At 67.9% G+C, this 11,802-nt stretch carries 9 protein-coding genes; 7 read left to right on the forward strand and 2 right to left on the reverse strand.

Annotated features, from left to right (window positions below; genetic code table 11):
• Positions 1-2: 2 nt before the first annotated feature.
• Positions 3-1,079 (forward strand): ferrochelatase, encoded by a 1,077-nt coding sequence (locus tag ACXDF8_RS03950; RefSeq protein ID WP_457221938.1) that lies wholly within the window; start codon positions 3-5, stop codon positions 1,077-1,079.
• Here the strand turns inward: ACXDF8_RS03950 and ACXDF8_RS03955 are convergent.
• Positions 1,048-1,917 (reverse strand): Rv1486c family protein, encoded by an 870-nt coding sequence (locus ACXDF8_RS03955; protein WP_457221939.1) that lies wholly within the window; start codon positions 1,915-1,917, stop codon positions 1,048-1,050. The two genes, ACXDF8_RS03950 and ACXDF8_RS03955, sit on opposite strands and share 32 nt — an antisense overlap.
• 78 nt (positions 1,918-1,995) lie before the next feature.
• On the opposite strand from ACXDF8_RS03955, the gene ACXDF8_RS03960 reads away from it, so the two are divergent.
• Together ACXDF8_RS03960 and ACXDF8_RS03965 are read left to right on the forward strand one after the other, a co-directional pair.
• The gene (locus ACXDF8_RS03960) at positions 1,996-2,430 is read left to right on the forward strand and encodes an NfeD family protein (protein ID WP_457221940.1); all 435 of its coding nucleotides are present in this window, start codon (positions 1,996-1,998) and stop codon (positions 2,428-2,430) included.
• A 12-nt stretch (positions 2,431-2,442) separates the two neighbouring features.
• Positions 2,443-3,660, forward strand: a complete 1,218-nt coding sequence (locus ACXDF8_RS03965; protein WP_457221941.1) for an SPFH domain-containing protein — start codon at positions 2,443-2,445, stop codon at positions 3,658-3,660.
• Here the strand turns inward: ACXDF8_RS03965 and ACXDF8_RS03970 are convergent.
• Positions 3,657-4,361 (reverse strand): TVP38/TMEM64 family protein, encoded by a 705-nt coding sequence (locus ACXDF8_RS03970; protein ID WP_457221942.1) that lies wholly within the window; start codon positions 4,359-4,361, stop codon positions 3,657-3,659. The two genes, ACXDF8_RS03965 and ACXDF8_RS03970, sit on opposite strands and share 4 nt — an antisense overlap.
• Positions 4,362-4,502: 141 nt before the next feature.
• Between ACXDF8_RS03970 and mutA the strand changes: the two genes are divergently transcribed.
• The 4 genes from mutA to lipL all read left to right on the forward strand — a co-directional run bounded on the left by mutA (position 4,503) and on the right by lipL (position 11,002).
• Positions 4,503-6,380, forward strand: coding sequence for a methylmalonyl-CoA mutase small subunit (mutA, locus tag ACXDF8_RS03975; protein WP_457221943.1), 1,878 nt, complete (start codon positions 4,503-4,505; stop codon positions 6,378-6,380).
• Positions 6,381-6,383: 3 nt separating this feature from the next.
• Entirely contained in the window at positions 6,384-8,666 is a 2,283-nt protein-coding gene (scpA, locus tag ACXDF8_RS03980) for a methylmalonyl-CoA mutase (RefSeq protein WP_457221944.1), read from the forward strand.
• Positions 8,666-9,655, forward strand: coding sequence for a methylmalonyl Co-A mutase-associated GTPase MeaB (gene meaB / locus ACXDF8_RS03985; protein ID WP_457221945.1), 990 nt, complete (start codon positions 8,666-8,668; stop codon positions 9,653-9,655). The genes scpA and meaB overlap by 1 nt, the downstream gene beginning before the upstream one ends.
• Before the next feature lie 72 nt (positions 9,656-9,727).
• Positions 9,728-11,002, forward strand: coding sequence for an esterase/beta-lactamase LipL (lipL, locus tag ACXDF8_RS03990; protein WP_457221946.1), 1,275 nt, complete (start codon positions 9,728-9,730; stop codon positions 11,000-11,002).
• The last annotated feature ends 800 nt before the right edge of the window (positions 11,003-11,802 follow it).

Genomic DNA, 11,802 nt, shown 5'->3' on the forward strand with positions numbered 1-11,802 from the left:
CGATGCACCCGCCGACCGCGTTCGACGCGCTGCTCGTGCTGTCCTTCGGTGGGCCGGAGGGTCCCGAGCAGGTGATGCCGTTCCTGGAGAACGTCACTCGCGGCCGTGGTATCCCGCCGGAGCGGCTGGCCAGCGTCGCCGAGCACTACTTTCACTTCGGTGGTGTGTCGCCGATCAATCAGATCAACCGTGACCTGATCGAGGAGATCCGGGCCGAACTCGGCGAACGCGGTGAGCAGCTGCCGGTGTACTTCGGCAATCGCAACTGGCATCCGCTCATTGAGGACACCGTCGCGCAGATGGCCGCCGACGGGATCCGCCGTGCCGCAGTGTTCGCCACGTCGGCCTGGGGTGGCTACTCGGGCTGCTCGCAGTATCAGGAGGACATCACCCGGGCGCGTGCCGCCGTCGGCGACCACGCGCCCGAACTGGTGAAGCTGCGGCAGTTCTTCGACCACCCGCTACTGGTGGCGATGTTCGCCGACGCGGTCACCGAGGCCGCGGCCAGCCTGCCCGAGCCGGTTCGGGACGAGGCCCGGCTGGTCTTCACCGCCCATTCGATTCCGCTGCGCGCCGCCGACCGGTGCGGGCCGGATCTCTATGCGCGCCAGGTCCGCTACGCCGCCGGTCTGGTCGCGGCGGCGGCCGGCTACGAGGACTACGACGTGGTGTGGCAGTCCCGGTCCGGACCGCCGCAGGTGCCGTGGCTGGAACCCGATGTGGGAGATCACCTCTCGGCACTCGCCGAGGCGGGCACGGCGGCGGTCGTGGTCTGCCCGGTGGGGTTCGTCTCCGACCACATCGAGGTGATCTGGGACCTGGACAACGAATTGGCTGAGCAAGCCGAGGAACTCGGCGTGGCTCTGGCCCGGGCCACCACGCCGAATGCGCAACGGCGTTTCGCCCAGCTGGTGCTCGACCTGGTCGATGAAAACCGCGACGGCCGCGAGGCGACGAGAGTTGTTGGAGCGCAGCCGGTTGCAGGCTACGGATCGAGCGTCAACGGGCGTTTTTGTACCGCGGACTGTGTGGCCAGCGCGGCGGCGGCTAGCGCCAGGCCGACTCCAGGATCGCGGTGACCGCCGCGATCCGCGCCGAGCGCACCACGCCGGCCAGCGGCCGCAGCGCGTCGTTGGCGATCTGAGCCTCCGAGGCGCTCTGGGTGCCGATCGGCATAAGGCCCGAACTCACGGTGATGATCGCGTCGACGTGTGCCGCGTTCTCGAGCACTCGAAGCGCCCGCGTCGGCGCGTGATCGGGGGCGCGGTGGTGGCGGCTGGCTTCCAGCACCTGCTCGACCAGCCCGCGCGGATCGTCGACGCCGCCGCTGGCTCCCAACTGCAGGGTGCCCAGCGCCTCAGCCGCGGAGCGTACCGCTGAACGCAGGGTGTACTCCGCGTCGCCGAGATCCACGTAATCGACCACCGGGCTGGCAGGTAGCGAGTAGACCGTCCACGACAACGCGCATAACTCGGGCGGCCGATCCCCGTCGGGCAGCTCGTCTTCGCTGTCGTCGTACTCGAAATCGGGAACCAGTCCGATGGTGTCGGCGGTCGTGCTGGTGACGATGATGGCTTCACCGGCGGCCAGCGCATCGCGCTGGAACTGGGTGCCGGGGGCAAGTCCGCGGACGTCACCGGGAACCGGCAGCACCACACTGATCGCCGGACGCCCTGGCCCGCCGGGGTTCGGGGCCCGGCCGGCGACGGTGCGCAGCGTCTGCAGCAGCGACACGGCGCCCGCGTCGTCGATGTCCGGCCACGGCAGACCGGTGTGGCCGGCGGCTACGGAGTCGTATGCCGTCACCGAATGTGTTGGAGCCCAGACTGATAACGCGTCCAGAACATCATCGGGGGCAGCCCGGCCGGCCAGCCAGGCATTGGCCCACATCGACAGCGAAACACTAGGGCACCACATGATGCTCGCAGTGTAGTGGCTCTCCCGCGAACCGGCTTTCCGCGTCGGCGCCGCCGGTGACCGCGTATCGTCGGAAACATGCCCGCGGCGCTGATCTGGCTCGTGTTCGCCCTGGGTCTGGCCGGTGCCGAAGCACTGACCGGTGACATGTTCTTGCTGATGCTCTCCGGTGGTGCGCTCGCCGCGGCGGGCACCAGTGCCGCGCTGGACTTGCCGGTCTGGGCCGACGGTGCGGTGTTCGCGGTTGTCTCGGTTCTCCTGCTGGTCCTGGTCCGTCCCGTAGTCCGCCGCAGGCTGACGGTGGGCAAGGGGCTGCCCGAACCGGTCAAAGCGCTCGAAGGCAAGCACGCACTGGTACTCGACCGGGTGTCGCATCAACAAGGCCAGGTGAAGCTGGACGGCGAAGTCTGGACGGCGCGGCCTTTCAACGACAACGATGTGTACGAACCAGGCGATCAGGTCACCGTCATGCACATCGACGGTGCGACGGCCGTCGTCTGGAAGAACGTATAAGGAGATTCGCCCATGGACGGTGCCATCGCAGGTCTGGTCCTGCTGGCGGTGCTGGTGATCTTCGCGATCATCGTCGTCGCCAAGTCGGTCGCCCTGATCCCGCAGGCCGAGGCGGCGGTCATCGAACGGCTCGGGCGGTACAGCAAGACGGTGTCCGGCCAGCTCACGCTGCTGATCCCGTTCATCGACAAGATCCGGGCCCGGGTCGACCTGCGCGAGCGGGTGGTGTCCTTCCCGCCGCAGCCGGTGATCACCGAAGACAACCTGACGGTCAACATCGACACCGTCGTCTACTTCCAGGTCACCAATCCGCAGGCAGCCGTCTACCAGATCAGCAACTACATCGTCGGTGTCGAGCAGCTGACCACGACGACGCTGCGCAACGTGGTCGGTGGTATGACCCTCGAACAGACGCTGACCAGCCGCGATCAGATCAACGGGCAACTGCGCGGTGTGCTCGACGAGGCAACCGGCCGCTGGGGCCTGCGCGTGGCCCGAGTCGAGCTGCGCAGCATCGACCCGCCGCCGTCGATCCAGGACTCGATGGAGAAGCAGATGCGCGCCGACCGGGAGAAGCGCGCGATGATCCTGACCGCCGAAGGCAGCCGCGAAGCCGCCATCAAGCAGGCCGAGGGCCAGAAACAGGCGCAGATCCTGGCTGCCGAGGGTGCCAAGCAGGCTGCGATCCTGACCGCCGAGGCCGACCGGCAGTCCCGGATCCTGCGCGCCCAGGGGGAACGTGCCGCGTCCTACCTGCAGGCGCAGGGCCAGGCGAAAGCCATCGAGAAGACGTTCGCCGCGATTAAGGCCGGTCGGCCTACCCCGGAGATGCTGGCCTACCAGTACCTGCAGACCCTGCCGCAGATGGCCAAGGGTGAGGCCAACAAGGTGTGGCTGGTGCCTAGCGACTTCGGTTCCGCGCTGCAGGGTTTCACCAAGCTGCTCGGCGCTCCGGGCGAGGACGGCGTGTTCCGCTATCAGCCCTCGCCGGTCGAGAACGATCTGCCCAAGCCGGAGGACGACAGCGACGAGGTCGCCGATTGGTTCGACACGAAGACCGATCCGGAGATCGCCCAGGCCGTCGCGGCGGCCGTCGCCGACGCACGGTCCTCGGATGTCAGTGCGATCGCTGCGCCGCCGCCACCGCCGCAGATGCAGTACCCGCCGTTGTCCGAACAGCAGCAGTTCCCGCCGGCGCAGGCGACGCCGCGGCACGGGTCCGACAGCTAGTCCGCACTCTGCCTGTGGTGCGCGCAGACCTCATAGGCCAGGCCGGCGACACCCACCGCCGCGGTGCACACCGACACCAGCACCAGCAGCGGGCTGATGTTGCCGGTCAGGGCGTCGCCGAGGAACACCACCGCGGCGGTGCCCGGGATAAGTCCAGCAAGGGTGGCCAGCAGATAGGGTCCGACGCGCACGGCTGAGGCGCCCGCGGCGTAGTTGAGCACCGAGAACGGCACTGCCGGGATCATCCGCAGCGAGAAGATCGCCGGCCACCCCCGGGCCCGCAGCCGCGCGTCCACCGACTCCACCGCCGAATGCCGGACCAGACCGCTGAGGTGCCAGCCCAACGCGCGCACCAGCAGCAGGGCGAAGACCGCGCTGACGGTGCTGGCCACCACGGCGATCACCACCCCGAGCGCGGGACCGAACAGCAGGCCGGCGGCCAGCGTGAACGCGGTGCGCGGGAACGGGAACACCGTCACCACGATGTGCGCGCCGAGGAAAGCCAGCGGAAACCACGGGCCGACCGATGTCGCCCAGTCCCGCAGCTGAAGGGCGGTCGGCAGCGGCACCCATAGAGCGACTGCGACGAGGATCACAACGGCGCCAACGGTCAACGCCAACCGCAGCGGGGACACCTGCCGCGCCGTCGAGACCACCGCCGAGCGCACGCGGCGCCACGTAGTCCGGGTCTTCGACGTCACGTTTACCAAGGTTACGGCTCTGCTGGCGCCAGTTCGCGGGGGAGACGCGAATAACCCCCCGGCAGGACAGTCGGCGACGTCACGCCGAAGGTCATCATTTAGCCTGATGGTCGGATGGCGTGTCCCGGTCGGGGACGCCGCATGCTGCGACAACAGGAGTTGCCGGTGTCGGTAGAGGTCTCGGACGACGTGGAAGAAGCCCGCGCCCGTTGGCGCGGTGCAGTGGCGGGAGTGCTGGCCAAGAGCAGCCGGCGCGACGTCGCGGATCTGCCGGCCGAGCCCGAGCAGCTGCTGGAATCGCCCACCTACGAAGGCTTTCCGATCCGGGCCCTCTACACCGTGCTCGATGCGCTGCCCGAACCGCCGCTGCCTGGGACCTGGCCCTTCGTCCGTGGCGGTGATGCGCACCGGGACGCCGTCGCCGGTTGGAAGGTCGCCGACGTCTTCCCGGCCGCCGGCTTCACCGGCGCGGTCGCCGACGGCAACGCCGTGGTGCTGGGCGCGCTCGCCGACGGGGTCAGCGCGCTGGTCCTGCGCGTCGGGGCAACCGGCGTGGCACCCGGTGAGCTGGACCGGCTCCTGGAAGGGGTCTACCTGGAACTCGCGCCGCTGATCGTCGATGCCGGTGCCGACTTCGCCGACGCCGCAGACGCCGTGCTGGCGCTGGTGGCCGGTGCGGACGACGCGCGCCGCGCTGGGATGTCGATCGACCTGGGCGCCGACCCGCTAACCGAACCGCTCAGCGGCCTGGGAGCCCCTGCGGTCGACGAGGTGGTGCGCCTCGCCGCGGGCCTGGCCGGCAGCCGCGGCGTGCGCGCGATCACCGTCGACGGCCCGGCCTTCCACAATCGTGGCGCCAATGCCGCGTGGGAGCTCGCGGGTGCCCTCGGTGCGGCCGTGGCCTATGTCCGGTTGTTGGTCGACGCCGGTGCCGACGTTGGCGCCGCGTTGCGCCAGATCAGCTTCCGGCTGGTGGCCGACGACGATCAGTTCATGACGATCGCCAAATTCCGTGCGGCGCGCCAGCTGTGGGCCCGAGTTGCCGATGTGTTGGGCCATCCCCAGGACGGGGCGGCCACGATACACGCCGTGACGTCGCTTCCGATGATGACGCAGCGCGACCCCTGGGTAAACATGCTGCGCACGACGCTGGCCGCCTTCGGCGCGGGCGTCGGGGGAGCGGACACCGTGCAGGTGTTGCCGTTCGACGTGGCGATCCCAGGCGGGTTTCCCGGTATCAGCGCCGGCTTCGCCCGCCGGATCGCGCGCAACACCCAATTGCTGCTGCTGGAGGAGTCGCACATCGGCCGGGTCATCGACCCCGCGGGCGGCTCGTGGTACGTCGAAGATCTCACTGAAAGCCTTGCGGCACAAGCGTGGACGCATTTCCAGGACATCGAGGCGCGGGGCGGATTCGTGGCCGCGCGGGATCACGTCGCCGAGCAAATCGAGCAGGTGCGGGCACGCCGTGCCGACGACATCGCCCATAGACGGACACCGTTGACCGGAATCAATGAGTTCCCCAACCTGTCCGAACCGCCGCTGCCGCACTTCGACTCTTCGACGACAGTGCGGCGTTACGCATCCGGTTTCGAGGCGCTGCGCGACCGCTCCGACGCCTACCGCGAGCGCACCGGCTCCCGCCCGAAAGTGGTGCTTCTGCCCCTCGGGTCGCTGGCGGAGAACAACATTCGCACCTCCTTCGCTGTCAATCTGCTGGCCTCCGGCGGGATCGAAGCACTCAACCCCGGCACCGTCGACGCGGCGGGCGTGGCGGCGGCGGTTGCCGATGCCGGCACATCCGTGGCGGTGATCTGTGGGACCGACGCCCGATACGGCACCGACGCCGCCGCGGTGGTCGATGCGGCGCACGCGGCCGGCGTCGAGCAGGTGTTGCTCGCCGGCCCGGAGAAGGCCGTCGCCGAAGTATCCGCGGAGTCCCGACCCGACGGTTACCTGACCGCCAAAATCGATGCCGTCGAGGCGCTTTCGTCCCTGCTCACCCGATTGGGGGCCTGATCCATGACTCAGTCCGATGTGGCCGCCGCCGCTGCTGCGGCTAGCACGTCACCCGTACCCAGCTTCGCCGAGGTTCCGCTTCATGGCAGCCGGACGGCGCCGCCGCCGACCGAAGCCGACGTCACCGCCCATGTCGCCGCCGCGGCGGCCACCCACGGGTATGTCCCCGAGCAGGTGGAGTGGCAGACCCCCGAAGGCATCGGTGTCAAACCGGTCTACGTCGGCGTCGACCGCGACGCCGTCGTCGCCGCGGGATACCCGCTCGACAGCTTCCCGGGCGAACCGCCGTTTATCCGGGGTCCGTACCCGACGATGTACGTCAACCAGCCGTGGACGATCCGGCAGTACGCGGGGTTCTCCACCGCCGCGGAATCCAACGCCTTCTACCGGCGCAACCTGGCCGCCGGCCAAAAGGGCCTGTCGGTGGCGTTCGACCTGGCCACCCACCGCGGCTACGACTCCGACCATCCCCGAGTTGCCGGTGACGTCGGGATGGCCGGTGTTGCCATCGACTCGATCCTGGATATGCGCCAGTTGTTCGACGGCATCGACCTGTCCGCGGTCAGTGTGTCGATGACCATGAACGGTGCGGTGCTACCCATCCTGGCGCTGTATGTGGTTGCCGCCGAGGAGCAGGGGGTGCCGCCGGAGAAACTGGCCGGCACCATCCAGAACGACATCCTCAAAGAGTTCATGGTCCGCAACACCTACATCTATCCGCCGAAGCCGTCCATGCGGATCATCTCCGACATCTTCGCCTACACCAGCGCCAAGATGCCGAAGTTCAATTCGATCTCAATCTCCGGCTATCACATCCAAGAAGCCGGTGCCACAGCTGATCTCGAGCTCGCCTACACGCTGGCCGACGGATTGGAGTACCTCAAGGCCGGCCGCGACGCCGGCCTGGACATCGACAAGTTCGCGCCGCGGTTGTCCTTCTTCTGGGGCATCGGGATGAACTTCTTCATGGAGGTCGCCAAGCTGCGGGCCGGGCGGCTGTTGTGGAGCGAGCTGGTCGCCGGATTTGGAACCCAAAACCCGAAATCCAGGTCATTGCGCACCCATTCGCAGACTTCGGGCTGGTCGCTGACCGCCCAGGACGTCTTCAACAACGTCGCGCGGACGTGTATCGAGGCGATGGCCGCAACTCAGGGCCACACCCAGTCGCTGCACACCAACGCCCTCGACGAGGCGCTGGCGCTGCCGACCGACTTCTCGGCGCGTATCGCCCGAAACACCCAGTTGCTGCTGCAGCAGGAGTCTGGCACCACCCGGCCGATCGATCCCTGGGCTGGCTCCTACTACGTGGAATGGCTGACCTACCAGCTGGCCGAGAAGGCCCGGGCGCACATCGCCGAGGTCGCCGAGCACGGCGGAATGGCGCAGGCCATCAACGAGGGCATCCCGAAGCTGCGGATCGAGGAGGCCGCCGCGCGTACGCAGGCGCGCATCGACTCCGGTGCCCAGCCGCTGATCGGCGTCAACAAGTACCAGGTCGACGAGGATGAGGACATCGAGGTCCTCAAAGTCGAGAACAGCCGGGTGCGTGCCGAGCAGATCGCCAAGCTGGCGCAGCTACGCGGTGAGCGCGACGAGGCGGCCTGCCAGGCGGCGCTGGACGACTTGACCAGGGCCGCCGCGGCCGAGGGCGCTGCCGGTTCCGACGGTCTAGGCAACAACCTGCTCGCCCTGGCGATCAACGCTGCCCGGGCCAAGGCCACCCTCGGTGAGATCTCCGACGCGCTGGAGAAGGTGTACGGCCGGCATCAAGCCGAGATCCGCACCATCGCCGGGGTGTACCGCGACGAGGTCGGGAAGGCCCAGAACGTGGCTGCTGCAACCGAACTGGTGAAAAGATTCGCCGAGGCCGACGGACGCCGTCCGCGCATCCTGGTCGCCAAGATGGGGCAGGACGGCCACGACCGAGGGCAGAAAGTCATCGCCACCGCCTTCGCTGACATCGGCTTCGACGTCGATGTCGGTTCGCTGTTCTCCACGCCGGAAGAGGTCGCCCGCCAGGCCGCCGACAACGACGTTCACGTGGTCGGGGTGTCCTCGCTGGCTGCCGGGCACCTGACACTGGTCCCGGCGCTGCGTGACGCGCTGGCGGAGGTGGGCCGCGAGGACATCATGATCGTCGTCGGCGGCGTCATCCCGCCCGGCGACTTCGACGAGCTCTACGCCGCCGGCGCCGCCGCGATCTTCCCGCCCGGGACGGTGATCGCCGACGCCGCGGTCGACCTGCTGTTCAAACTTGCCGGGCGGCTCGGCTACGACCTCAGCTGATGGCCCCGGTTACGGACATCGCAGCACTGGCCGAAGCGATTCGCGGCGGCGACCGTACCGCGCTCCCGCGGGCGATCACGCTGGTGGAATCCACCCGTACCGACCATCGTGACCAGGCCCAGCGCCTGCTCCTGGAGCTGATACCCGACGCAGGCAAGGCGCTGCACGTCGGCATCACGGGGGTGCCCGGGGTGGGGAAGTCGACCACCATCGAGGCGCTGGGCATGTACCTCATCGAGCGGGGGCACCGGGTCGCGGTGCTTGCTGTCGACCCGTCGTCCACCCGCACCGGCGGTTCCATTCTTGGTGACAAGACCCGCATGGCGCGGCTGGCTGTACAACCCGATGCCTACATCCGTCCCTCGCCGACGTCGGGCACGTTGGGCGGGGTCGCCAAGGCCACCCGCGAGACGATCGTGCTGCTCGAGGCCGCCGGTTACGACGTGATCCTTGTCGAGACCGTCGGGGTGGGACAGTCCGAGGTGGCCGTGGCCAACATGGTCGACACCTTCGTGTTCCTCACCCTGGCGCGCACCGGTGATCAGCTGCAGGGCATCAAGAAGGGTGTGCTGGAGCTCGCCGACATCGTGGTGGTGAACAAGGCCGACGGGTCGCATGCGACCGAGGCGAAGGCGGCCGCCCGCGAGTTGTCGGCGGCGATCAGGCTCATCTATCCTCGCGAAACACTCTGGCGCCCACCGGTTTTGACAATGAGTGCACTGGAGGGCAGCGGCCTGCGGGAGCTGTGGGAGACCGTCGAGAAACACCGCGACGTGTTGAGTCGGGCCGGCGAGTTCGAGGCCCGCCGGCGCGCCCAACAGGTGGACTGGACGTGGTCGATGGTCCGCGACGCGGTGCTCGACCGAGTGCTCAACCATCCGGCGGTGCGTGCCCTGCGCCCGGAGGTCGAACGGCAGGTGCGTGACGGGGAACTGACCCCCGCGCTCGCGGCCCAGGAGATTCTGGCTGTCGCCGACCAGTCAAGCTGACGAGCCGCGTCCTAGTTAACGAATTGGCAACATTTTGTTGCAGGTGTGGTTAGTGCGGTTAAATTTTTACCTGTGACTCAGGCGACTTCTAGGCGGGAAAGCGCGCTGCCCCACGGGGTGCAGGGTTCCGCGGACCCGAGCTTCGCCTGCGCGCTGCGGAGCTTCGCGGCGTTGTTTCCACACCCGCGATTCGGGGGTGGAGCATTGGCGGTGTACCTCGACGGCAAGCCGGTGGTCGACGTGTGGACCGGATGGTCGGACCGGCGCGGGCGGGCCCGGTGGACGGCGGATACCGGTGCCATGGTCTTCTCGGCGACCAAGGGCGTGGCGTCCACGGTCATCCACCGCCTGGTCGACCGCGGTCTGATCGACTACGACGCCCCCGTCGCGCAGTACTGGCCCGAGTTCGGGGCCAACGGCAAGGCCGCGATCACGGTGCGGGAGGTGATGCGGCACCGGGCCGGGCTGGCTCACCTGCGCGGCGTGCGCACCCGGGAGCTCCTGGATCACCTCCACATGGAAGAGCGCGTCGCCGCGGCACCGGTCGGCCGGTACGCCGGCAAGCCCGCCTACCACGCGCTCACCTACGGTTGGCTGCTGTCGGGCCTCGCCCGCGCGGTGACCGGGGTGGGGATGCGGGAGCTGATTCGCACCGAGGTGGCCGAGCCGCTCAACACCGACGGAATCCACCTGGGCAGGCCGCCTGCCGGTGCGCCCACCCAGGCCGCCAGCATCATCGGCCCGCAGTTCAGCATTCCCAATCCGGTCTTCAACGCGGTCGCACCGCGCGTCGCCGCCCTCGAGGTCTCGGCGATCTTTGGGTCTATGTACTTCCCTGGCATGCGGGCGGTCGTCCAGGGTGACATGCCGCTGCTGGACAGCGAGCTGCCGTCCGCCAACGGCGTCGCAACGGCGCGAAGCCTGGCCCGCATGTACGGCGCGATCGCCAACGGCGGCGAGATCGACGGCCGCCGCTACCTGTCCGCTGAGCTGGTGAAAGGTCTCACCGGCCGGCGCAGCCTGACGCCGGACCGCAATCTGATCCTCCCGATGTCGTTCCACCTGGGATACCACGCGCTGGCGATTCCCGGGGTTCTGCCCGGCTTCGGGCACGTTGGGCTGGGCGGATCGCTCGGGTGGGCCATCCCTGAGGCGGGCCTGTCCTTCGGCTTCGTGCACAACCGGCTGTTGACACCTCTCGTGGTCGCCGACCAGGCGGGGTTCGTCGCCACTGCCGCCCTGGTCCGCCGGGGCGCGGCCGCGGCGCGCAAGCACGGGTTCGAGCCGGTCGCCGAGTTCGGCGCACCGTTTGCTGCCGCCTCTGCGGCCGGGGTCGTCGCCGGCTGAGTTCACCGCGGTGTTGCGCGTATCCGCTGGTCGGAACGCTGCTGTAGTGGGCCTTCGGTGCGCCGATCACCCCTGTTAGCAACGTCCAGCAAACTTCTACAGGTCCTTCAGATGGGGCAACTGCGCGGGTGAGAAATGTCACTGGGGTGCTATTGAACCACTCCCAAGTTGGCTTTTTGGCAAAAGTCTCCCCAATATCGGCGAATAGCCGGACATTTATCCTGCAGCGTTTGCTGAACACCAGATATAAATCCCATGCGGCCGGTGTTCGGCGCCTCGATCTGTAATTCTGTGTGGTCGTTATCAAGCCCGTAGACTGCTGTCTGAGCTAATCTCAGCCTACTCTCAGGTTAGTTGCCATAACCTGTGCTCCTCTGGAGTAGGCGCAGGCTAGAGGGTTTTATTTACCTGAGGTGAAGTAGCGGAAATTCTCAGGAAGGATCCATTTGGGAGCGGGTTCGGACGGTACTCGGGGGCCAAGTGAATTGCTATTCGTCGACCTAGGATCGCCCATTGTTTTCCGCCCATGCCGGTCCCGTTCTGCCCGAATAATCGATATTTGCTCATTGGGCATAGATGCCCAATCGTGACCCGAGTGCGTCGGTTAACACTCTGCAACTTCGTCCAGAGCGCTGTAGCTGCCGCCGCGGGCGCCCGGCGAAGGGGTTGGCCGCGTCGGAAACCGGGTCAAAAGGCCTGTACAAGAGCCTGTTTCAGGACGTCTTTGTGATCGGCAATCCGGCGTGTCCGGTTTGCGACTTCGGCGGCTCAGCTATCAGATAGTGGCCTGACCGGCGGAA

The organism is Mycolicibacterium sp. CBM1, from assembly GCF_054073305.1.

Excerpts from the sequence above, each read along its gene's own strand:
- scpA (WP_457221944.1), top strand. The coding sequence starts at position 6,384 with ATGACTCAGTCCGATGTGGCCGCCGCCGCTGCTGCGGCTAGCACGTCA.
- meaB (WP_457221945.1), top strand. The coding sequence starts at position 8,666 with ATGGCCCCGGTTACGGACATCGCAGCACTGGCCGAAGCGATTCGCGGC.
- ACXDF8_RS03955 (WP_457221939.1), bottom strand. The coding sequence starts at position 1,917 with ATGTGGTGCCCTAGTGTTTCGCTGTCGATGTGGGCCAATGCCTGGCTG.
- ACXDF8_RS03950 (WP_457221938.1), top strand. The coding sequence starts at position 3 with ATGCACCCGCCGACCGCGTTCGACGCGCTGCTCGTGCTGTCCTTCGGT.
- mutA (WP_457221943.1), top strand. The coding sequence starts at position 4,503 with ATGCTGCGACAACAGGAGTTGCCGGTGTCGGTAGAGGTCTCGGACGAC.
- ACXDF8_RS03960 (WP_457221940.1), top strand. The coding sequence starts at position 1,996 with ATGCCCGCGGCGCTGATCTGGCTCGTGTTCGCCCTGGGTCTGGCCGGT.
- ACXDF8_RS03965 (WP_457221941.1), top strand. The coding sequence starts at position 2,443 with ATGGACGGTGCCATCGCAGGTCTGGTCCTGCTGGCGGTGCTGGTGATC.